Genomic DNA, 24,514 nt, shown 5'->3' on the forward strand with positions numbered 1-24,514 from the left:
GGCCTGCTCGGTCCGTGCGGAGAACAGCCACGGAGCGATGGCCACCGGCTCCACAGCCACAGCCACAGCCGTTTCCGCTGCCGCTGCCGCTGCCGCTGCCGCTGCCGTTGCCGTTGCCGCTGTCGTTTCCGCTGCCGTTGCCGTTGCCGGGGGTGCAGGGGTGGGTGCGGGTGTGGGGGCGGGTGTGGGGGTGTGTTCGAGGATGACGTGGGCGTTGGTGCCGCTGATCCCGAACGAGGAGACGGCTGCCCGGCGTGGCCGTCCGGTCTCGGGCCAGGGGGTGGGTTCGGTCAGCAGGGCGACCGAGCCGGTGTTCCAGTCGACGTGGGGTGTGGGTTCGTCGATGTGGAGGGATTTCGGGAGGGTTCCGTGGTGCATGGCCTGCACCATTTTGATCACACCCGCCACTCCGGCGGCGGCCTGGGTGTGGCCGATGTTCGACTTCAGCGAGCCGAGCAGGAGCGGGTGCTGCCTGGGCCGGCCGTAGGTCGCGAGAACGGCCTCGGCCTCGATCGGGTCACCCAGCGCCGTTCCCGTCCCGTGTGCCTCCAGCACATCGACGTCCGGGGTGGACAGTCCCGCGTCCCGCAACGCGGCCTGGATCACCCGCTGCTGCGACGGCCCGTTCGGCGCCGTCAACCCGTTCGACGCCCCGTCCGAATTGACCGCGGACCCACGCACCAGAGCCAGCACACGATGCCCGTTGCGCTCGGCATCCGACAACCGCTCCAGGAGCAGCATCCCGACGCCCTCACCCCACCCCGTACCGTCCGCACCCGCGGCGAACGCCCGGCACCGGCCGCTCGGCGACAGCGCACGCTGCCGGCTGAACTCCACGAAGGCCGTGGGGGTCGCCAGCACCGTCGCGCCGCCGGCCAGGGCCATCGTGCACTCGCCCTGCCGCAGTGCCTGAGCCGCGAGGTGCAGCGCGACCAACGACGACGAGCACGCCGTGTCCACCGTGAGCGCCGGTCCCTCAAGACCGAAGGTGTACGCGATCCGGCCGGACGCCACACTCGCCGTGTTGCCCGTCGACAGGTGCCCCTCGTAGCCCTCCGGTGCTCCGACGGCGTAGTCGCCGGCGATCACCCCGGCGAATACGCCGACCCGTTCGCCGCGCAACGTTCCGGGAGCGATGCCGGCGTTCTCGAAGGTTTCCCATGTGGTCTGCACCAGGAGGCGCTGCTGCGGGTCGGTCGCGGTCGCCTCGCGCGGGCTCATCCCGAAGAACTCCGCGTCGAAAAGGTCCGCGTCGTACAGGAACGCGCCCTCCTGGACGTAGGACTTGCCGTGGCGGTCGGGATCGGGGTCGTACAACTCGCCGAGATCCCAGCCGCGGTTGGTCGGCAACGGCCCCACCGCGTCCACTCCGGACTCGACCAACTGCCACAGCCGGCCGGGTGAGTCGGCGCCGCCCGGGAAGTGGCAGGCCATCCCGACGATGGCGATCGGGTCCTCGTCGAGCGACGGTGCCTCGTCGACCGGCTGATCGGACGATGCCGCCGAATCACCGAGCTCCCGGTCCAGGAACCCGGCGAGCGCGGTCGGCGTCGGGTAGTCGAACACCAACGTCGACGGCAGCCGGATGCCGAGCGCGTCGGCGATCCGGTTGCGGAGCTCGACCGAGGTGAGGGAGTCGAAACCCAGGTCCCGGAACGCCCGGCCGGCGCCGATGGTCTCGCTGCCCGCGTGACCGAGCACAGCCGCGGCCTTGTCCCGCACCAGTTCGAGCAGGGCGGCCGAACGCTCCGCGGGCGGTACCGCCGCCAGCCAGTCGGCCCGGCCCCCACCCGTCCCGGCGACCCGCCGAGCGGGTGTGCCGGCCAGGCCACGGAGCATCGGATGCACGGGTTCCCGCAGGGCCTTCACGTCGATCCGGGCACCGACGGCAAGCGCCCGGTCGGTGGCGAGCGCGGCGTCGAACAGAGCCAGTGCCTCGTCGTCACGGAGCGCGGGCAGACCGGCGCGGGCCATGCGGTCCCGGTCCTGGGCATCGAGGTGTTCGGTGATTCCGCTTCGCCGCTCCCACAGGCCCCAGGCCACCGACACCGCGGGCAGTCCGAGCGCGCGCCGGTGCTGGGCGACGGCGTCGAGTGCGGCGTTGGCCGCGGCGTAGTTTCCCTGGCCCGAGCTGCCGAGCACGCCCGCGAGCGAGGAGAACAGCACGAAAGCGGCCAGATCAAGATGGCTGGTCAGCTCGTGCAGGTGACTTGCCGCGTCGAACTTCGGGCGCAGCACCGCGTGCAGGCGCTCGGGGGTGAGCGAGTCCACGACGCCGTCGTCGACGATCCCGGCAGCGTGGACGACCGCGGTCAGCGGATGCTCCTGCGGGATGCCGGCGAGCACGGCCCGCAGCGCCTCCCGGTCCGAGACGTCGCACGGGACCACGCTGACCTCGGCGTCGAGGTCGGCCAGCGCCCCCGGGTCGCCGCCGGAGCGGCTGAGCAGCACCAGGTTCCGCACGCCGTGCCGGCGCACCAGGTGCTCGGCGACCGTGCGGCCGAGGCCGCCCGTGCCGCCGGTGATCAGCACCGTGCCGTTCGGGTCGAGCTCGGTCGGGATCGTGACGACGACCTTGCCGACGTGCTTGGCCTGCCCCAGGAACCGGAGCGCGGCCGGGGCGTTCCGTACATCCCACGCGGTGACCGGCAGTGGGGTCAGCACGCCGGCTTCGAACAGGGCGGCCAACTCGGTGAGCATCTCCTTGATCCGGTCGGGGCCGGCGTCACCGAGGTCGAATGCCCGGTAGCGCACACCGGGATGCTCCTCGGCCACGTCGGCGGCGTCGCGGATGTCGGCCTTGCCCATTTCGAGGAACCGGCCGCCACGCGGCATCAGCCGCAGCGACGCGTCGAGGAACCCTTCGGTCAGCGAGTTCAGCACCAGGTCGAAACCCTCGCCGCCGGTCGCCGCCCGCAGCCGTTCCTCGAAGTCGAGGTCGCGCGAGGAGGCCAGCCGGTCCTCGGGCAGCCCGGTCGCCGGCCACTTGGCCCGGCTCGCCGTGCCGTGTACGACCGCACCCCAGTGCCTGGCCAGTTGGACGGCGGCCATCCCGACGCCGCCGGCCGCGGAGTGCACCAGCACCGACTCACCGGCCTGCAAGCGGCCGAGGTCGACCAGGCCGTAGTAGGCGGTGAGGAACACGATCGGTGTCGCCGCGGCCTCGGCGAAGGTGAATCCGGCCGGTATCCGGGTGACCAGCCGGTGGTCGGTCACCGAGAGGGGACCGGCGGCGCCGGCGAACATGCCCATCACCCGGTCACCCGGCCGGAGGCCGGTGACTTCGGCACCGACCTCGACGACCACGCCGGCGCCCTCGCTGCCGATCGTGGCCTCGCCCGGATACCTGCCGAGCGCGATCAGCACGTCCCGGAAGTTCACGCCGGCGGCACGCATGGACACGCGGACCTCTCCGGCCGCCAGCGGGGCGATCACCTCCGGGCAGGGCACCAGCTCGACGCTGTCGGTGGTGCCCCGCTCGGCCGAGACGTCCAGTCGCCACGGCTCGCCGGGAACCCGCAGCCGGGAAGGACTGCCCACCGCGATCCTGGGAACGTGCGGGATCCCGCCGCGGATCGCGAGCTGGGGATGATCGGTGGGAAGGCCGGGCGGGAGTTCCCCGTCGGTGTCCACGAGCACGAACCGGTCGGGGTGCTCGGCCTGTGCGGACCGCACCAGCCCCCACACCGCTGCCCGGGACGGGTCGGCGACCCGGTCGCCCGGGACGGCGGCGACGGCGTCGCGGGTCGCGATCACCAGCGGCGGCCCCTCCGCACCGAGACGATCCTGCACCACCCGCAGGGCCTCGTCCGCGGTCGAGCACCACACGACGTCCAGCCGCTCTGCGGAGCCCGGCGTCACCGGCGTCCAGCCGATGTCCAGCAACCGGTCCGTGGCCAGGCTCCCCTTCGGTACCGGCCGCATGGTCAGCGATTCGACGGTCAGCACCGGCTCGCCGGCCGGGTCGGTGCACACCAGCCGGTAGCTGTCCGTCCCCAGCGGACGGATGTGCACCCGCAGTTGGGTCGCCGCGTCGGCGTGACGGTGCACGCCGGACCAGGCGAACGGCAGCCGGACCCGGTCGGTATCGGTACCGCTGAGACCGATGGCGTGCAGCGCGGCGTCGAGCAGCGCGGGGTGCACGCCGTAGCCCGCACTGTCGGTCCCGTCGGGCAGCCGCACCTCGGCGTACACCTCGGCGCCCGCTCGCCAGGCGGCGCGCAATCCGTGGAACGCGGGGCCGTAGCCGTAGCCGGCCGCCGCGATGCTCGGGTAGAAGTCGTCGACCGGGACCGGTGTGGCCCCGGCGGGCGGCCACGCCATCCGGTCCGGCACCGGTGCGCTGGTGCCGGCGAGGACACCGCTCGCGTGCCGGACCCACTCGCCGTCATCGATACGGGAATGGATGGTGACCGGCCGGCGTCCCGTTTCGTCGGCGCTGCCGGCAACAGCCTGGACGGTCACCGAATCCCGGTCCGGCAGGGCGAGTGGCACCTCGATGGTGAGTTCCTCGATCCCGGCCGCACCGACCTGGTCGGCCAGGTGGTCGGCCAGGTCGACGAACGCCGTGCCGGGGAGCAGCAGGGCACCAGCGATGGTGTGGTCGGCCAGCCACGGGTGCGACCGGGGCGAAAGCCGCCCGGTGCACACCACTTCGTCGCGCTCGGCCAGCCGGACCGCGGTCCCGAGCAGGGCGTGCCCGGCGCCGCCGTCCCCGACCCGCCCGGCCAGCCAGTACCGGTCCCGGCGGAACGAGTACGTCGGCAGCTCGATCCGGCGACCGCCCGTTCCGTCGAAGTACGCATCCCAGTTCACGTCGGCGCCGCGGACATGCAACCCCGCGAGCGCCTCGGTGGCGGTGTGGTCCTCCGGCCGGTTCGCCCTGGCCACCGGCAGCAGCGCGACCCCGGGTTCGTCCCCGAGCACGGAGCCCACCATCCCGGCCAGCACGGCGTCGGGACCGACCTCGACGAACGTCTCCGCGCCCGCGGTACGTGCCGCCCGTGCGCCGTCGGCGAACCGCACGGTCGCGCGGACGTGTTCGACCCAGTACTCGGGTGAGCACAGCAGGTCGGCCGGGGCAACCTCACCCGTCACGTTGGACACCACGGCGATCCGGGGTTCCCGGTAGGTGAGGCTCTGGGCGACGGTACGGAACTCGGCCAGCATCGGTTCCATCCGGGGCGAGTGGAACGCGTGGCTGACCCGCAGCCGTTTGGTCCGGTGCCCTCGTGCGGCCAGTTCCTCCGCGAGCCGGAGCACTGTTTCCTCGTCGCCGGAGAGCACGCCGGACCGGTCGGTGTTGACCGCTGCCACGGTCACCCGGTCGGCCACCGGAGCCACCGCCTCGGCGAGGACGTCCGCACCCGCCTCCACCGCGACCATCGCGCCACCGGCGGGCAGCACCCGCATGAGCCGGCCACGGGCGCCGACCAGGGTGCACGCGTCGTCCAGGGACAGCACGCCGGCCACGTGCGCGGCGGCGATCTCTCCCACCGAGTGCCCGATCATCAGGTCCGGACGCACACCCCAGTGCTCCAGCAGCCGACACGTGGCGACCTCGAAAGCGAACAGGGCCGGCTGTGTCCACCCGGTGTCCTGAAGGGCGCTTTCGCTGTCCACGCCCCACATCACCTCGCGGAGGCCGTCGAAACGGTCCACGATCTCGTCGAATGCCGCAGCGAACACCGGGAACCTGGCGGCCAGGTCCCGGCCCATCCCGGCGCGCTGACTGCCCTGACCGGTGAACAGGAACGCCACCCCACCGAGTTCACCCGCCTCGCCCTGACCGCTCACCGTGGTCAGAGCGGTGCGGAGACCGTCATGGTCGGCGGCGACGACAGCGGCCCGGCGGGGCAGCGCGGTGCGGTGCCTGGCGAGGGTCACGGCCACGTCGACCGGACGGGTGTCGGGATGGTCCTCCAGATGGCGGGCGAGCGAGTCGGCCTGGGCACGCACACCGGCGTCGTCCGGCCCGGACAGCAACCAGGGCACCGCGCCGACCGGCGGGGCCGGGTCCGGGTCCGGCTCGGGGCTCGCCGACACCTCCTCCAGGATCACGTGCGTGTTCGTTCCGCTGATGCCGAACGAGGACACCGCGGCCCGGCGCGGCCGGTCGGCCGCGGGCCACGGGACCGACGCGGTGAGCAACTCGACCCTGCCCTCGGTCCAGTCGACGTGCGGGGTCGGTGCGTCGACGTGCAAGGTCTTCGGCAGAGTGGCGTGCCGGATGGCCTGGACGGCCTTGATCACGCCGGCCACCCCGGCGGCTGCCTGGGTGTGCCCGAGCGTCGACTTGACCGTCCCCAGCCGCAGTGGCTCCGCCCGGTCCTGGCCATAGGTGGCCAGCACGGCTCTGGCCTCGATCGGGTCGCCGAGCGTCGTTCCGGTGCCGTGCGCCTCCACCAGATCGACATCGGCGGGAGACAGGCCGGCGTCCGCCAGCGCCTGCCGGATCAGACGTTCCTGCGCGGCACCGTTGGGCGCGGTCAACCCGTTGGACGCGCCGTCGGAGTTCATCGCGGTGCCCCGCACCACCGCGAGCACCGGGTGGCCGTGCCGTACGGCGTCCGACAGCCGTTCGACCAGCAGCATGCCGGCGCCCTCGGCGAACGCGGTCCCGTCGGCCGCGGCGGCGAACGCCTTGCACCGCCCGTCCGGTGCCAGCCCGCGTTGCCGGCTGAACTCGGTGAACACCCCGGGCGTGGCCATCACCGTCACCCCGCCGACCACCGCGAGCCCGCACTCACGCCTGCGCAGTGCCCGCACCGCGAGGTGCAGCGCGACGAGGGAGGAGGAGCACGCCGTGTCCACCGTGAGCGCGGGGCCCTCGAAGCCGAAGGTGTACGCGATCCGGCCGGATGCCACGCTGGTCGTGGTCCCGGTGAGCAGATGCCCGCCGACCCCGTCCGCCGGCTCGTGCAGCCTGTTGGCGTAGTCCTGGGCGATCACGCCGACGTACACGCCGGTGTCGCTGCCGCGCAATGTGTCGACGGCGATGCCCGCGCGCTCGAACAGCTCCCACGAGGTCTCCAGCAACAGCCGTTGCTGCGGGTCGGTCGCGGCGGCCTCTCGCGCGCTCATGCCGAAGAACCCGGCGTCGAAGCGGTCCGCACCGGTGACGAACCCGCCCCGGGTCACGTAACTGTGGCCCGGCAGGTCCGGGTCGGCGTCGTACAGCGCATCGAGGTCCCAGCCGCGGTCGGCCGGGAACGGTCCGATCGCGTCGGCCTCGGCGGCGATCAGCTCCCACAGTTCTTCCGGCGAAGTCACATCGCCCGGGTACCGGCAGCTCATCGCCACGATCGCGATGGGTTCACGGTCGGCGTCGGTGACCTCGCGCAGGCGCTGCCGGGTGCGGCTCAGGTCCGCGGTGACGCGCTTGAGGTAGTCGCGCAGCTTCGCCTCGGTGGTCACCGCACCTCCAGGTCGTTGTCGATGAAGTCGAAGATCTCCCCGTCCGACGCGGTCTCCAGCCGCTCGTCCACCTCGTCCGGCGGGGCAACGCCGGCGAGCAGGTCGCGCAGCCGGTCACCGACCCGCAGCAGGGTGGCCGGATCCTCCACCTCGCGCAGTGCGGCGGCCACCCGGTCCAGCTCGTCGAGCACGGATGGCGGTGCCTGCCGGGGAACCAGCCGGTCACGAAGGTGGGTGGCCAGTGCGCGGGGCGTGGCATGGTCGAACACCAGGGTCGCCGGCAGGGTGAGCCCGGTCGCCGCGGCGAGGCGATTGCGCAGCTCGACCGCGGTCAACGAATCGAAACCCAGATCCTTGAACGCCCGGGTGTCGGCCACCGCCTGTATGCCGCCGTGGCCGAGCACGGCGGCAGCGGTGGATCGCACCAGGCCGAGCACCGAGTCGAACCTGGCACGCTCGGACAGGCCGATGAGCCGCGTGGCCCACGACGCGTCGGGTGCGCCGGCGGTCCTGACCCTGGTGCGGGCCGTTCCCACCAGGCCACGCAGGACCGGGGGCACGGCATCGGCTCTGCGCAGCGCCGCGGTGTCGATCACCGCCGGCACCACCACCGGCAGGGCGCTGCCGACAGCCACGTCGAACAGCGCGAGCACCTGCTCGTCGGACATGGCGGGCAGGCCGTCGCGGGCCAGCCGGTCGCGGTCCGCGTCGCCGAGATGACCGGTCATACCGCTCGGCGTGGCCCACAGACCCCACGCCATCGACGTGGCGGGCAGCCCTTCGGACTGCCGCCGCCTGGCGAGGCCGTCGAGGAACGCGTTCGCCGCGGCGTAGTTGGCCTGCCCCGGGCCGCCGAGTGTGCCGGCGAGCGAGGAGAACAACACGAACGCCGACAGGTCCAGGTCACGGGTCAGCTCGTCGAGGTGCGCCGCGGCGTCGACCTTGGGGCGCAGCACGGCCTCCAGGTCCTCCGGGGTGAGCCGGTCCACGGTTGCGTCCCGCAGCACCCCCGCCGCGTGGATCACGGCCGTGAGCGGGTGCTCGGCCGGGATGGCGGCGAGCACCCCCGCCAGGGCGTCGCGGTCGGCGGCGTCCGCCTTGACGATCGTCACCTCGGCGTCCATGCCAAATGTGTCGACCGCACGGCCGGACCGGCTCACCAGGACCAGGTTGCGCATGCCGGCGGCGGCCAGGTGCCGGGCGACGAGAGTGCCGAGGCCGCCGGTGCCGCCGGTGATCAGCACCGTTCCGGCCGGGTCGAGCGGTGCCGGGACACGCAGCACCACCTTGCCGACATGACGGGCCTGGCTGAGGTGGCGGTACGCGTCGGGGGCGTGCCGGATGTCCCATGCGGTGACCGGCAGCGGCCGCAGTACGCCGGCCTCGACGAGGTCGCGGAGTTCGGCGAGCATCTCGCCGATCCGGTCGGGGCCGGCCTCGGCGAGGTCATAGGCGCGGTAGCCGGGCAGCCCGGAACGGATGTCGGTCTTGCCGAGTTCGAGGAACCGGCCGCCCGGCCGCATGGTCCGCAGCGAAGCGTCGACGAAGGGGCCTGCCAGCGAGTTCAGCACGATGTCCAGATCCGCGAACCGGTCGGCGAAGTCGAGGTCGCGCGACGAGGCGAGCCGGTCGGCCGGAATGTCCAGCGCGGACCACTTGGCCGGGTGCGCGGTGCCGAACACGTCGAGACCGAGATGGCGGGCCAGCTGGGTGGCGGCCATCCCGACCCCGCCGGCCGCGGCGTGCACCAGGATCCGCTCGCCCGGCCGCGCGGCGCACAGGTCGACCAGCCCGTAGTAGGCGGTCAGGAACACGATCGGCATGCCGGCGGCCTCGGCGAACCCCGTGCCGCGCGGCATCCGGGTGACCAGACGCCGGTCGGTGACCGTCACCGGTCCGGCGCCACCCGCGAACAGGCCCATCACCCGGTCACCGGGTGCCAGATCGGTCACGTCCGGCGCGACCTCGGTGACCACGCCCGCGCCCTCGGTGGCCGCGGCCCGGTCGTCGTCGGGCACCATGCCCAGGGTGATCAGCACGTCCCGGAAGTTCACCCCGACCGCGCGCACGGAGATACGGACCTGACCGGTCGTCAGGGGATCCGCGACCTCGGGACACGGGTCCAGGCGCAGCCGGTCGAGGCTGCCGAGCGCGCCCCGGGCCAGCCGCCACGGTCCGGCGGGCACCGGCATTCCCTCGCCGGCGCGGGCCAGCCTGGGAGCCATGGCGACACCGTTCCGTACCACCAGCTGCGGTTCGCCGGTGGCGGCCACCTCGGCCGGCACCTCGTCGACATCCAGGAGGGCGAAGCGGCCGGGGTGCTCGGCCTGCGCGGTGCGGATCAGCCCCCACACGGCCGCACCGACGGGGTCGACCGCTCCGGCTCCCTCGGCTCGCCTGGTCAACACCGTCACGGGCGGCCCCTCGGCAGCGTGGTCGCGGACGAGCTGGAGCGCCCGGGTGGTGGCCGAGCGAACGTCGGTCCGAGCCGTGAAGTCCGCGACGACGCGGTCCTTGTCCTCGGTGGCCTCGGCCTCGACCCAGTCGAGCGCGTAGAGCGGCGGCCGGAAGGCCTGCGAGCCGGGGGTGAACGGACGCACGGTCAGGGCACCGATCTCCAGCACCGGTTCACCCTGTTCGTCGGTGATCAGCACGGAGACCGTGTCACCGTCCACTTCGGTCAGCCGGACCCGGACCCGGGTGGCGCCGACGGCGTGCAGGGTCACGTCGCGATAGTTGAACGGCAGCCGCGCCGCACCGCCGAGCGCCGCGGCGTGCAGCGCGGCGTCGAGCAGGGCCGGGTGCACCCCGAACTTGCCGGCTTCGACCGGCAGCTCCACCTCGGCGTAACGCACCCGTTCGCCCTGCCAGGCCGCCACCAGGCCGCGGAACGCCGGACCGTATCCGAGGCCCACCTCGGCGAGCCGCTCGTAGGCGCCTCGGACATCGAGTTCCTTCGCGTCCTCGGGTGGCCATGACAGGGACGGCACGGGGGCGTCGGTGTCCGGCGAGAGCAGACCGGAGGCGTGGACGGTCCACTGCTCGTCGCCGCCGCTGTGGATGCTGATCTCGCGGTGACCGTCCCGTTCCGCGCCGACCACCACCTGCACGCGCACGGACGCCGTCTCGGGCAGCGGCAACGGCTGGTGCAGGGTCAGCTCGGCGATGCGGCCGCAGCCGGTCAGGTGCCCGGCATGGGCCGCCAGCTCCACGAACGCGGCCCCGGGCAGCAGCGGCGTACCCGACACCGCATGGTCGGCGAGCCACGGCTGGCGCAGGAGCGACAGCAGTCCGGTGAGGACGGTCTCGCCGGTGTGCGCGGTGTCGACCACGGCCCCGAGCAGGGGGTGGTCGGCCTGCCCGAGACCGAGATCGGTGACATTGCCGGCCACGGTGTCGACCCAGTACCGGCTGCGCTGGAACGGATAGGCGGGCAGGTCGACCGGTTCGGTGGGTTCGATGAGGGTCGCCCAGTCGACTTTCGCGCCGTGGACATATGCCTCGGCGGCCGCGGCGCGGAACCGGCGCAGGTCGCCCTCGTCGCGCCGCAGGGTGCCGACGGCGGTGTGGTCGAGGCCGACGGTGAGCACCGGGTGCGGGCTCACCTCGATGAACAGACCGTGCCCCGCGTCCGCGAGCGCCGCCGTCGCCTGCGCGAACCGCACCTGTTCGCGGAGGTTGCGGTACCAGTAGTCACCGTCCAGGGCGGACGTATCGATGAGCTCGCCGGTCAGCGTGGAGTAGAAGGGCACGCTCGACGGCCGGGGTGTGATCCCCGCGAGCGCGGTACGCAGCTCGTCCTGGATCTGCTCGACCTGCGGGGAGTGGGACGCGTAGTCCACGGGCACCCGCCGCGCGCGTATGTCCCTCTTCGCGCACAACGCCATGAGGTCGTCGAGCGCCTCGTTCCGTCCGGACACCACGGTCGATGTCGGACCGTTGACGGCCGCGACGCCGGCCCCGGCGCCGAGCAGCGCCTCGACCTCCTTCGCCGGCAGTGCCACCGACACCATGCCGCCCCCGCCGGCGAGTGCGGTGAGGGCCCTGGACCGCAGGGTGACGATCCGGGCGGCATCGTCGATGCCGAGGGCGCCCGCGACGTAGGCCGCCGCGATCTCCCCCTGCGAGTGCCCGACGACGGCGTCCGGCCGGACACCGGCCGACTTCCACAGCTCGGCCAGGGAGACCATGACGGCGAACAACGCGGGCTGCACGACATCGACCCGGTCGAGCGGGCCGGCCAGCTCCTCGACCAGGTCCCAGTCGACGAACGGGGCCATCGCCGCGGAGCAGCGGCGGATCGACTCGGCGAACACCGGTGACTCGGCCATCAGCCCGGTCGCCATGCCCACCCACTGCGACCCCTGCCCGGGGAAGACGAACGCGCAGCGGCCGTCCTGGGCGATCCCTCGGACCAGCCCGGGGGCCGGGCGGTCCTCGGCCAGCGCACGCAAGCCGGCCGGCACGTCGTCGAGCAGCGCGGCCCGGTGGCCGAGGTGTGCCCTGCGGGTGGCCAGTGTGTGGGCGACAGCACCGGGCGCGGTGGTGGTCGCCGTGCTCGCCAACTCCTCGGCACGTTGCCGCAGGGCCGCGGCCGAACCGGCCGACAGCACCCACGGCGCGTCGGCGGTTCCCGGCGACAGCGTCGCCTCGGGGCCCTGCTCCAGCACGATGTGGGCGTTGGTGCCGCTGATGCCGAACGATGACACCGCGGCTCGCCTCGGCCGGTCGGCGGTGTCGTCGGGGCCGGGCCACGGGGTGTGCTCGGTCAGCAGCGACACCTCGCCCGAGGCCCAGTCCACGTGCGGGGTCGGTTCGTCGATGTGCAGGGTTTTCGGCAGCATCCCGTGCCGCATGGCCTGCACCATCTTGATCACACCGCCGACCCCGGCGGCGGCCTGGGTGTGGCCGAGGTTGGACTTGAGTGATCCCAGCAGCAGCGGAGTCGGCCGGTCGCCGCCGTACGTGGCGAGCAGGGCCCCGGCCTCGACCGGATCCCCGAGCGTCGTGCCGGTTCCGTGCGCCTCGACCGCGTCCACATCCGAAGGGGAGAGGCCCGCGTCGGCCAGCGCGTCGCGGATGACCCGTTCCTGCGACGGTCCGTTGGGCGCGGTGAGCTGGCTGCTGGTGCCGTCCTGGTTGACGGCGCTGCCGCGCACGACGGCGAGGATCGGGTTCCCGTCCCGCTGGGCGTCGGAGAGCCTGCGCAGCATGACGATGCCGGCGCCCTCGGCCCAGCTCGTGCCGTCGGCAGCCGCGGCGAACGGCTTGCAGCGCCCGTCCTTCGCCAGGCCACGCTGCCGGCTGAACTCGATGAAGGTGTCGGGGGTCGCCATCACCGTCACACCGCCCGCCAGCGCGTGATCGCACTCGCCGCGCCGCAGCGACTGCACGGCGAGGTGGATGGCGACCAGGGAGGACGAGCACGCGGTGTCGACCGTGAGCGCGGGCCCCTCGAAGCCGAAGGTGTAGGAGATCCGGCCGGAGGCGACGCTGCCCGCGCTGCCGCTGCCGAGGTAGCCCTCGTACTCCGCGGGCATGGGACGCAGCCGGGCGGCGTAGTCGTCGTACATCACGCCCGTCCACACGCCGGTCCGGCTGCCGCGCAGCTCCGCCGGGTCCATCCCGGCCCGCTCCACCGCCTCCCAGGCGATCTCCAGGAGCAGCCGTTGCTGCGGGTCGGTCGCCGCGGCCTCGCGTGGGCTCATACCGAAGAACTCGGCGTCGAACTCGTCCGCGTCGTGCAGGAACCCGCCCTCGCGCACGTAGGACCGCCCGTGCCGCTCGGGGTCCGGGTCGTGCAGTTCGCCCAGCGGCCACCCGCGGTTGGCCGGGAACGGTGTGATCGCGTCGACACCGCCGGACACCAGCTGCCACAGCTGGTCCGGGTCTCGTACGTCTCCCGGGTACCGGCAGGCCATCGCCACGATCGCGACCGGCTCGGCCGCTCTGGCCTCGACCTCGGCCAGTTGTCTGCGGGTGTCGCGCAGTTCGGCGGTCGCCCGGCGCAGGTAGTCCCGGAGCTTGTCCTCGGCGGTCAGTTGGGTGGTCACGAATGAAAGGCTCACGGCGCGGGCTAAGGAGCCCCTTGCAACCGTCTAAAGGCTTTAGGGCGGACGAAGGTTCCGGTTAGCGGGGGTGGCGAGGCTGGGCGGCACCACCACCAGTCGCTGCCGGGAGGGGACGATCATGACCGAAGCGCCGGAGATACCGGCCACGCTCGAGGAACGCATCCGGAACTGGAGCATCTACGCGCCGTGGTTGCAGCAGTCCACCGTCGAGCACTGGGAGGAGATACGCGCACACGCGCCGATCGTCCGGTCCGAGGAGCACGGCGGGTTCTGGATCCTCACCAGGTACGAGGACATCGAGTGGGCGGCGAAGAACCCGGACATCTTCTCCAGCGCCGAACTCACCGTGCCGCACCGGCGGATCTTCCATGAGAAGCTGATCCCGATCCAGCTCGACGGCGACGTCCACCGCAAATGGCGCCAGACGCTCGCCGAGCTGTTCAATCCGAGCGCGGTCAATCACTTCACCCCGCAGTTGCGCCAGGCGACCATCGACACCGTCGAGCCGATCGTCCGCAAAGGACGGTGCGAGCTGATCTCCGAGTACGCCTCGGTGCTGCCGTCCGAGGCGTTCCTGATCGCGTTCGGTATCGGTCGCGAACACCTCAAGGCGTTCGTGGACCACAAGGACTGGCTGCGCCGGGTCGGCATCCCCAGCGCCCGTACCGACGAGGAGTTGCGTGCGGCGAACAAACCGCTGTGGGACTTCTTCGGAGCGGCCATCGACCGGCGCAGGGCCGAGGGCACCGAGGGCAGACGGGATGTGATCAGCAGGCTGCTGCACGCCTCCTACGACGGGCGCCCGCCGACCCGTGACGAGATGATCAACGCGTTGTTCGTCGCGATGCTCGCCAGCCTGGACACCACCTCCTCCCAGCTGGGCCTGGTCTTCCGGTACCTGGCCACGGACCCGGAGGCGCAGCGCATGGTCGTGGAGTCCCCGGAGTCCATTCCGCGCATCGTCGAGGAACTGATCCGGCACGAACCGGTGTCCACCACCGGCCGGGTGGTGACCCGTGATGTCGAGCGGCACGGGGTCACCCTGCGCAAGGGCGACCGGGTGCTGATGTCCTGGGGCATGGCCGGGCGGGATCCGGACGTCTTCACCGACGCCGGCCGGGTCGACTTCGACCGGCAGGTGACCAGGCACCTCGCCTTCGGCGCGGGCCCGCACCGCTGCCTCGGCATGCACCTCGCCCGCCGGATCATCCAGCTGGCCGTGGAGGTCTGGCACGAGAGGATCCCGAGCTACCACCTGACTCCCGGCACCGCCCCTAGGCACCACTACTCACCGGCACTCGGCGTGTTCGACCTCGATGTCACCGTGGGAGCTCCGGCATGAAGGTGCGCGTCGACCCGGAACTGTGCATGGGGCACACCATGTGCCAGGCCCGCGCCGCCGAGGTGTTCACGCTCTCCGAGGACGGCTTCAACGAGATGGGCGAGTTCGACGTCCCGGACGGGCTGGCCGCCGCGGTCCGCCGGGGTGCCGTCGCCTGCCCCGAACGGGCGATCACCATCCTCGACGGGCAGGGCGGGACCTAGTGACCTGGGTCCGGCAGGCCCTGACGCTTCTTGTCCGTGAGGGCTTCCAGACACGGCTTCATCACGTCGGCGATGCGTTCCGGGTTGACCGTGCGGAGTGGGTCGAGTTCGAGCAGGTGGCGACCGATGGTGATGCCGAGCAGAGTGCTGACCGTGAGCGCGGCCCGCAACTCCGCGTCGTCGCCGCCGATGACGTCGCTGATCTGGGTGAGCTGGCGGGTGTTGGCCGCCCGGACCTGCTCGGCCGCCTCCGGGTAGGTCAGCATCGAGCGCAGCAGGGCCAGTGATGTGTCGGGCACCTCGCCGAGCTTGACGCCGAGAATGCCGAGCAGCAGCTCGGCCAGCTTCTCCTGGCCGCCCTCCATCGCCTCCTGGGACGACACCGTGATCGCCCGCCGGAACAGCTCGTCCTTGCTGCCGAAGTGCTGCATGACGAGTGCGGGGTCGACCTGGGCCTTGGCGGCCACCGCGCGGATGGTGGTCCGGTCGTAGCCGGACTCGGTGAACAGCGCGCGGGCGGCGGCGAGGATCCGCTTGGCTGTCTGCGCACGTCGTTGGGCGCGGGGCAGGCGTTCATCGGATCTGGTCACGGCGCCACTGTACCCAAGTTCGCACAACAGGCGTTGACTGAATTCTGGTGCCACTTGTAAGGTCATTCACTCATCAACCGTTGAGTGAATGGAGTCTCGCGTGGCAACGTCCACGACAACCGCTGAGCGGACGGAGCTGATGCGAGTCCTACCCGGTCTCCTGTTAGCGATGTTGCTCGCCCAGCTCGACGCGATGATCGTCAGCACGGCGCTGCCGACCATCGTGGGCGAGATGGGCGGGGTGGATCAGCTCTCCTGGGTCGTCACCGCGTACACCCTGGCCACGCTGGCCTCGACGCCGTTGTACGGCAAGTTCGGCGACCTCTACGGTCGCAAGTGGATCCTGGTCTTTGCGATCGTCGTGTTCATGCTCGGCTCCGCGCTGTGCGGCGTGGCTCAGACCATAGGCCAGCTCATCGCGTTCCGCGCACTGCAGGGAATCGGCGCGGGCGGCCTGCTCGTCGGGGTCATCGCGATCATCGGACACCTGGCCACCCCCCGCGAACGCGGGAAGTTCCAGAGCTTCATCGCCGCGCTCGGCGCCGTCGCAATGATCGGCGGGCCGCTGGTGGGCGGCTTCCTCACCGACGCGGCGTCCTGGCGGTGGGCGTTCCTGATCAACCTGCCGATCGGCGCGATCGCGCTGGTGATCGTCGTGACCCGGCTCAACCACGTCGGGCAGCGGGTCGAGCACCGGATCGACTACCTCGGCGCGCTGCTGGTCGCCCTGTTCGCCGTCGCGATCGTCCTGGTCACCAGCTGGGGAGGGGTGAAGTACGACTGGGGCTCGCCGCAGATCCTGCTGCTCGCCGCCGCCGGCGTGGTGGTGTTCGTCGCGATGCTGCTGGTGGAACGCAAGGCCGCCGAACCGGTGCTCCCCTTGCGGCTGTTCGCCATCCGGAACTTCAGCATCGCCCAGATCCTGACCTTCCTGGTCGGGTTCGCGATGTACAGCATGGTCGCGTTCCTGCCGCTGTACCAGCAGTCGGCGCACGGCTACTCGGCCACCAGCAGTGGTCTGCTCCTGCTGCCGATGCTCGGGGCGTCGCTGGTCACCACCATGTACTCCGGCACCCTGCTGACCAAGACCGACAACCACCGGGCGATCCTCATCGGCGGCAGCTTCCTGTTCGCCGCCGGCCTGTGTCTGCTGCTGCTGGTCGACCAGGGCACGAGCGAGCTGCTGTTCTCGCTCTACATGATCGTCTTCGGCCTCGGCCTCGGTGTGCTCTTCCAGGTCACCGTGGTCACCGCGCAGAACAGCGTCGAACGCGCGAACATGGGGGTGGCCAGCAGCACGGTCACCTTCTCCCGGTCCATCGGTGGTTCGTTCGGTGTCGCGTTGTTCGGCTCGGTGTTCACCGGACGCCTGCTGGACGGGCTGGCACAGCGCCTGCCGGCCGACGAGTACGCGCGGCTGGCCGGTGAGTCGGGGCGGCTCGACCCCGCCGGCATCGACGGGCTCGCGGACTCGGTGCGGCAGGGCTACATAGCCTCGGTCGTCGACGCGACACACATGCTCTTCGTGTGGGCGGCGCCCTTCGGAGTGCTGGCGCTGGTGATCGCCTTCGCGGTCCGGGCACACAAGACGGCCGAGTAGCAGGACATCACACCACGGGCGCCCGCCGACCGGACGTCCATGGTGTGACCACCCTTGAAACGAAAGCGGCCCGGCACCGGTCTCCCGACCGGTGCCGGGCCCTTTTCGGCGTTCCGAACCGGGCCGGCGCTTTAGATCAGGGCTAGGCGTCCCTTAGCGAACCTCTCGATCCTTGTGTTGAGTCTCAACACAAGAAGAGGGGCGAGTCATGACGCAGACAGCTTTTGAGCTGCCGGGTTCCGCAGGCCGTATCAACACGCTGTTCGGCGGGAAGCTGCCGGTCGAGAGCATCTACGGGCCGCACGGATCCCAGATCTACAACCACTTCACCCGCAACGACCGCGCGGAGATCGACGACATGCTGCGCGTGTCCGAGCCCCACTCGGGAACGGTGCTGGAGCTGGCGTGCGGCAACGGCCGGACGACAATACCGTTCCTGGAAGCGGGCTATGACGTCGTCGGCCTCGACTCCTCGCCCGACATGCTGGCCCGGCTGTCGGACCGGCTCACCGAGTCCGACCGGCCCGAGCTGGGGGACAAGCTCGAGACCGTCGAGGGCGACATGAGCTCCTTCTCCCTCGGCCGCACGTTCGGCATCATCCTGCTCGGCATGACCACCGTGTGGAACCTCGACGAGGAGCACCGCGCCGGTCTGTTCCGCTCCGTGCGCGAGCACCTGGCCGAGGACGGCCGGTTCCTGCTGACCCTGCTGGAGTTCCCCGGCCTCGAAGACTCGGCGGCCCCCTTCGAGACCATCGTGGCCACCGATGCGCACGACAGCGTCGCCCCGGTCTCGGTCACGATGATCGAGCACGTCGACCCCGGCGAGCGGCGACGGCTGACCAGCTTCGTGACCCACCGCGTCGTGGACGGCGCCGTCACCGACAGCCGGATCTACACGGCCTGGACCCACCTGATCACCCCGGCGATGCTGACCGAGGAGATCGAGAGCGCCGGGCTGCGGGTGCGCGAGATCCACGAGGTCAGTGTGCGCAACCAGATCATGAAGCACAGCGCCTACGTCGGGCGGCGCCGGGTGCTGCTCGAGGTCTCCCACTAGGGCCGGCGCATGTCCAACGAACTCGATTTCGTGACCGCGGCGCCGGGATCCGCGCCCGCGGCCGAGGGGGAGGGGACGGCGGTCTCGCTCGCGTTGATCGTGGGCTGTCAGCTGATGGTCGCGATTGGGTTCTCGTCGTTGAACATCGCCCTGCCGGCGATCAGATCCGGGCTGGACCTCTCGCTCAGCGAACTGTCGTGGGTGACCAACCTCTACATGCTCACCTTCTCCGGCCTGCTGCTGCTCGGCGGCCGGGCAGGCGACCTGCTCGGCCGGCGCCGAGTGTTCCTGGCGGGCATCGCGGTGTTCACCGTGTCCTCACTCATCGGGACGCTGGCCGACTCGTCGGCGATGCTGCTCGTCGCCCTGATCGGGCAGGGTGCGGGCGCCGCGTTCGCCGAGCCGGCCTCGCTCTCCCTGATCGCGGTCAATTTCACCGAGGGCGGTCGCCGCGACCGGGCGCTCGCGGTGTTCGCCACCGCGGCCGGGCTCGGCCTGGCCGTCGGCCTGCTCGTCGGCGGCCTGCTCAGCGAGATCTCCTGGCGGGCGGCGCTGTTCGTGAACGTCCCACTCGGACTGATCATCCTCGCGGGCACGCCGTTCGTACTGCGGGAGTCCCCGCGCAACCGTGGCCGGTTCGATGTGGGCGGCGCGCTGACGGTGACCTTCGGCATCGTTGCGCTGGTGTTCGGGCTGACCAGGGCCGGCTCGGCCGGCTGGAGCGACAGGTGGGTGCTCGGCTCGTTCGCCGCCGCGATCGTGCTGCTGGTGTCGGCGGTCCTGGTCGAGGCGCGGGCCAGCCACCCCCTGGTGCCCTTGCACCTGTTCCGGAACGGGCGACGGGCGACGGCGTACGTCAACACCGTGCTCGTCGGCACGGTCGGCGCGGGGATGCTGTTCTGCCTGACCCAGTTCCTGGAGGACATCGCGGGTTTCAGCCCGATCGAGGCCGGCTTCGCGTTCCTGCCGCTCGCGGTGACCCTTTTCGGCGCGGCCGTCGCCACACCGAGGCTGATCGCCCGCCGTGGGGCGAAGGCGGTCGTCGTCGCCGGGGCGGCCTCGCTGACGGCGGGCACGCTCTGGCTGTCGTTCCTCAGCTCGGACACCTCGTACGCGGCGGGCGTGCTCGGCCCGTTGCTGCTGATCGGGGCGGGGCAGGGCAGCAGTGTCACCGCGCTCAACTCGCTCATCCTGGCCGGAGTTCCGCACGGTGACTCCGGTGCGGCATCCGGCCTGCAACAGAGCACGATGCGCATCGGCGCATCGCTCGGGCTGGCAGCCACGGTAACCATGATCAGTACGGTCGGCCGCGCGGCGCCGGGTGAGGACGGCGCTTCGACGGCACGGGTGCACGAGATCATGGCCGACGGGTTCGGGCGGGCCTTCGCCCTGTCGAGCGCGCTCATCGCCGTCGGCCTGGTGATCGCGGTGTTCCTGTTGCGGGACAACCGCCCGGTGGCCCGAGCGCACTAGAAGCCGTTGTCCTACCGGTCACGACCGGTAGGACAATGCCTTTTTGACCCGATGTTCAACCTTGTCGGTCCCCCGACCCGCTTGGTCTACAGGATTCGGCAGCATGTGACGCGGCCGTTCTCCACGCTTCGAGATGTCGATCGACGAAGCCCGGGAGAACGGCCGTTGTTCATCCGTCTTCTCGCCGGTGTGCTCGCAGGCGGCCCGTCTTCTCGCCGGCGGGCCGTCGAGCCTGCTGTCCCGTTCCCGGGCCGAAGTTCCGCGCGAGCCGCTGCGGACGCGCGGACGCGCTCCTTGAGCCCACTCGTATGTATCGCGCCTGTCGGGCCCCGCTGCCGAAGGCGGCCAACGCGCGGCTCGTACTGGCCGTGGATGCGAGCAACTGGCCCCGCCCCGACGCTCCCACCGGCGACAACCGGCTGCTCCGCCACGTCCGCGGACGTGACGACCGCAGCGCGGAACGCTCATCCCGTGGCGGCAGTCACTGCTTCGTAGCCGCGCCGGAACCCGGCCATACCTCTCGGTGTCCCCGCTCCACGTCAGCAAATGAGACAGTGCCGTTGGGTTGACACCCCCGTTCACCTTGAGCTTTAGGGACCGACAAGGCCGTCGCAAGACGGGGCTAAGACGCCCGGCCGACACTGGAGGCCGTCAAGGAAGGTTCCGCACGTTCCGCAGCGGCCCAGATCGCTCATCGTCTGTGTTGCAGCTGCCGCAAGCCCCGGATGCGAACCGGTATGAGGACTTTGCTCCATCGGCTCATCGGGCGACTGAATCCACGGTGAACGCAGCGACCTCCCTTGACTGGGGCACTGGCCGGAAGAGTCGAGCTAAGGCGGGGTTGCTGGATGTCCGAGGGCATTGCCGAGAACGCGGTCGCGATCGTGGGCATCTCGTGCCGGTTGCCGGGAGCGGCGGATCCGGCCGCCTTCTGGCGGCTGTTGCTGGCCGGCGAGCACGCGATCGCCGAGGTCCCTTCCGGCCGGTGGACACCGACGCCGATGACCAGGTTCGGTGCCTTCCTGCCGGAGGTCGACCGGTTCGACGCCGCGTTCTTCGGCATCAGTCCACGAGAGGCCGCACTGCTGGACCCACAGCAGCGGCTCATGCTCGAACTGGCCTGGGAGGCCGCGGAGGACGCCGGGGTCGCACCGACGAGCCTGCGCGGCGGCCGGACCGGCGTCTTCGTCGGCGCGATGTGGGACGACTACGCGTCGATCGTCCGCAACGCCGGGATGATCGGCCAGCACGCGATCACCGGGGTGCACCGCGGCATCCTCGCCAACCGGGTGTCCTACGTGCTCGGGCTGCGGGGGCCGAGCCTCACCGTGGACACCGCACAGTCCTCGTCGCTGGTCGCGGTGCACCTCGCGGTCGAGAGCCTGCGGCGGGGAGACTGCGAGACCGCGATCGCGGGTGGGGTGAACCTCAACCTCTTCGCCGACAGCGCCCTGATGGCCGCCCAGTTCGGCGGACTGTCCCCGGACGGCCGCTGCTATACCTTCGACGCGCGCGCCAACGGCTACGTGCGTGGCGAAGGCGGTGGCGCGGTACTGCTCAAGCCGCTGGCCAGTGCGGTCGCCGACGGCGACGACATCTACTGTGTGATCCGCGGCGGTGCGGTCAACAACGACGGTGCCACCGACGGGCTGACCGTGCCGAACGCGGCGGCGCAGCAGGACGTCGTCGAGCGGGCCATGCGCGACGCCGGCGTGCGCGCCACCGACGTGCGGTACGTCGAACTGCACGGAACCGGCACACCCGTCGGTGATCCGATCGAGGCGACCGCACTCGGCGCCGCGCTCGGCGGTGACCGGGCCGAGCCGCTGCTCGTCGGATCGGCCAAGACCAACGTCGGGCACCTCGAAGGCGCGGCCGGGATCGTCGGCCTGCTGAAGACCACCCTGAGCATCCGGCACGGAGAGCTGCCGGCGAGCCTGAACTTCACCGAACCCAACCCACGCATCCCGCTCGACGAGCTGCGCCTCAGCGTGGTCACCGAGCCGAGGACGTGGCCGGGACCGGCGGTCGCCGGGGTCAGCTCGTTCGGCATGGGCGGCACCAACTGCCACCTCGTCCTGGCCGGGGTCGAGCGGCCGGAAGGCCCGCCCCGGCTGCCCGCCCCGCCCTCCGGGCCGTGGGTCCTGTCGGCGCCCACACCGGCCGCGCTCCAGGCACAGGCCGGACGCCTGCTGGACGCCCTGCCCGTCGGCGAACCCGACGATGTCGGGCTGTCACTCGCCACGACCAGGTCGGCGTTCAAGCACCGGGCCGCCATTCTCGGCCACGATTTCACCACCGGGCTCGCCGCGCTCCGCGACGGCACGGAGTCCCCGGCCGTCGTCACCGGACGGGCCGGAGCGGAAGGCCGCACGGCGTTCCTGTTCACCGGTCAGGGCAGCCAGCAGACCGGCATGGGCCTGCAACTGCGTGAGCAGTCACCCGTGTTCGCGGCGGCGTTCGACGAGGTGTGCGCCGAACTCGACCGGCACCTCGACCGGCCGATGGCCGCGGTGATCGCCGACGACGTGGCCCTGCAGCAGACCGGTTACGCACAGCCCGCGCTGTTCGCCGTCGAGGTCGCGCTGGCCCGACTGCTCGAACACTGGGGCATCCGTCCGGACATCCTGTGCGGACACTCGATCGGGGAACTGGTCGCCGCACATCTGGCCGGTGTGCTCGACCTGCCGAGCGCGGCGGCCCTCGTGGCCGCGCGTGGACGACTGATGCAGAACCTGCCGTCCGGCGGTGGGATGGCGGCGATCGAGGCTGCCGAGGACGAGGTCCGGGAGGCGGTGCGGGAGTTCCCCGGCGTGGACATCGCCGCGGTGAACGGCCCACTGGCGACCGTCGTCTCCGGCGACCTGCACCAAGTGGCGGAAGTCGCCTCCGTGTTCCGTGAGCGGGGCAGGCGGACCAGCTCGTTGCGGGTGAGCCACGCGTTCCACTCCGGGCTGATGGATCCCATGCTCGATGAGTTCCGCCGGGTCGCGGAAGGACTCGACTACTCGTCTCCCTCGGTTCCGGTGCTGTCCAACGTCACGGGGACACTGGCCGGGGACGAGCTGGCCACCCCCGACTACTGGGTGCGGCACGTACGGGCGACCGTCCGGTTCGGGGACTGCGTGCGCATCCTGCAGGACCACGACGTCACGGCCTGTGTCGAACTCGGCCCCGATGCCGTGCTGAGCGCGATGGCCCGGCCGTCCCTTCCGGACACCGTGCAGGTGATCCCGACCTTGCGCCGTGATCACGAGGAGCTGCCGGCGCTGCTGGCGACGCTCGGCCGGGCATTCACGGCCGGAGTCGAGGTGGACTGGCGGGCCGTGTTCGCACAGGCCGGGCGGGTTCGCCTGCCCACCTACGCCTTCCAGCGGGAAAGGCACTGGGTGGACACGGGGGAGACCCAGCCGGCCGAACCGCAGACGGAGGTGTCGTTCGCCACCAGGCTCGCCGAGGCGAGCGAGGACGAGCAGGACACCATGCTGCTCGACCTGGTCCTCAGCACCACCGCGACCGTGCTCGGACATGTGACGCCGGACGCGGTCGACGTGGATCGGGCATTCCGGGAGCAAGGGTTCGACTCGCTGACCGCGGTCGAGTTCGGCAACCGGCTCTCCGTGACCACCGGGCTGCGGCTGCCGTCCAGTCTGCTCTTCAACTACCCGACGCCCATGGCGTTGACCGAGCACCTGTCTGCCGAGCTGCTCGGCGGCGGGGCCGTTGCCGAGCCTGTTGCGCCGGGACGAGTCGCCGACGACGATCCGATCGCCATCGTCGGGATGGCCTGCCGTTACCCGGGTGGGGTCGCCACCCCGGCGGACCTGTGGGAGTTCGTGGCCGGTGAGCGGGACGCCATCGGTTCCTTCCCCACCGACCGGGGCTGGGACCTCGACGAGCTGTTCGACCCCGACCCGGCCGCGCGCGGGAAGTCGTACGTGCGGGAGGGCGGCTTCCTGGCCGACGCCGCCGGGTTCGACGCGGAGTTCTTCGGTATCGGTCCGCGCGAAGCGGCGGCGATGGATCCGCAGCAGCGGCTGCTGCTGGAGGTTTCGTGGGAGGCGCTGGAACGCGCGGGTGTCGAGCCGAGGTCGTTGCGGGGCGGCAACGCCGGGGTGTTCGTCGGCGCGACCGCGCAGGAGTACGGCCCTCGGATGCACGAGCCGGCCGACGGTTTCGACGGGTACCGGCTGACCGGCAGCACGGCGAGTGTGGCGTCCGGCCGGATCGCGTACACGTTGGGGACCGAGGGACCTGCCGTCACGGTGGACACGGCGTGCTCGTCGTCGTTGGTGGCGCTGCACCTCGCGGTCCGGTCGCTGCGGCAGGGCGAGTGCACGATGGCCCTGGCCGGCGGCGTGACGGTGCTGGCCACTCCCGGCATGTTCGTGGAGTTCAGCCGGCAGCGCGGCCTTGCGCCGGACGGGCGCTGCAAGCCGTTCGCCGCCGGTGCGGACGGTACGGGGTGGGGTGAGGGCGTCGGGATGGTGTTGCTGGAGCGGCTGTCCGATGCCGAACGCAACGGGCACAGGGTCCTGGCCCTGGTACGCGGCACAGCCATCAACTCCGATGGGGCGTCGAATGGGTTGACGGCGCCGAACGGGCCGTCGCAGCAGCGGGTGATCCAGGCCGCGTTGCGGGACGCGGGACTGTCCACCCCGGATGTCGATGTGCTGGAGGCACACGGGACGGGAACGGCGCTGGGTGACCCGATCGAGGCCGAGGCCGTTCTCGCGACCTACGGCCGGCCCAGGCAGCA

9 protein-coding genes are annotated in these 24,514 nt (G+C 71.6%); 6 read left to right on the forward strand and 3 right to left on the reverse strand.

Annotation, left to right across the window (positions count from 1 at the left end; all coding sequences use genetic code 11):
• A partial coding sequence (locus ACFVH0_RS38635) for an SDR family NAD(P)-dependent oxidoreductase (RefSeq protein WP_385828110.1) occupies nt 1-7,416 on the reverse strand: 7,416 nt, incomplete at its 3' end.
• The gene (locus ACFVH0_RS38640) at nt 7,413-13,457 is read right to left on the reverse strand and encodes an SDR family NAD(P)-dependent oxidoreductase (protein WP_385828117.1); all 6,045 of its coding nucleotides are present in this window, start codon (nt 13,455-13,457) and stop codon (nt 7,413-7,415) included. The genes ACFVH0_RS38640 and ACFVH0_RS38635, both read right to left, overlap by 4 nt.
• Before the next feature lie 148 nt (nt 13,458-13,605).
• Between ACFVH0_RS38640 and ACFVH0_RS38645 the strand changes: the two genes are divergently transcribed.
• Both ACFVH0_RS38645 and ACFVH0_RS38650 read left to right on the forward strand, forming a co-directional pair.
• On the forward strand, nt 13,606-14,829 hold the full coding sequence (locus ACFVH0_RS38645; protein WP_385828111.1) for a cytochrome P450: 1,224 nt from the start codon (nt 13,606-13,608) through the stop codon (nt 14,827-14,829).
• A complete protein-coding gene (locus tag ACFVH0_RS38650; RefSeq protein ID WP_385828112.1) occupies nt 14,826-15,032 on the forward strand; it encodes a ferredoxin in 207 nt (68 codons plus the stop codon). Before ACFVH0_RS38645 ends, ACFVH0_RS38650 begins: the two co-directional genes overlap by 4 nt.
• On the opposite strand, the gene ACFVH0_RS38655 is transcribed toward ACFVH0_RS38650, so the two are convergent.
• Entirely contained in the window at nt 15,029-15,622 is a 594-nt protein-coding gene (locus ACFVH0_RS38655) for a TetR/AcrR family transcriptional regulator (protein WP_385828113.1), read from the reverse strand. The genes ACFVH0_RS38650 and ACFVH0_RS38655 overlap by 4 nt on opposite strands.
• Before the next feature lie 139 nt (nt 15,623-15,761).
• On the opposite strand from ACFVH0_RS38655, the gene ACFVH0_RS38660 reads away from it, so the two are divergent.
• From ACFVH0_RS38660 to ACFVH0_RS38675, 4 genes are all read left to right on the forward strand, one after another.
• Nucleotides 15,762-17,222, forward strand: a complete 1,461-nt coding sequence (locus tag ACFVH0_RS38660) for an MDR family MFS transporter (RefSeq protein WP_385828118.1) — start codon at nt 15,762-15,764, stop codon at nt 17,220-17,222.
• 208 nt (nt 17,223-17,430) lie between these two features.
• Nucleotides 17,431-18,282 carry a daptide-type RiPP biosynthesis methyltransferase gene (gene mpaM, locus ACFVH0_RS38665; protein WP_385828114.1) on the forward strand — a complete coding sequence of 284 codons (852 nt, stop codon included), beginning with the start codon at nt 17,431-17,433 and terminating at the stop codon, nt 18,280-18,282.
• A 9-nt stretch (nt 18,283-18,291) separates the two neighbouring features.
• Nucleotides 18,292-19,755: an MFS transporter gene (locus tag ACFVH0_RS38670; protein WP_385828115.1), complete on the forward strand. Its 1,464-nt coding sequence runs from the start codon at nt 18,292-18,294 to the stop codon at nt 19,753-19,755.
• Between the two features lie 848 nt (nt 19,756-20,603).
• The coding region (locus ACFVH0_RS38675; protein ID WP_385828116.1) for a type I polyketide synthase at nt 20,604-24,514 on the forward strand (3,911 nt) is incomplete at its 3' end.

This window comes from Streptomyces sp. NPDC127117 (genome assembly GCF_042677325.1).
GTDB lineage: Bacteria > Actinomycetota > Actinomycetes > Streptomycetales > Streptomycetaceae > Streptomyces.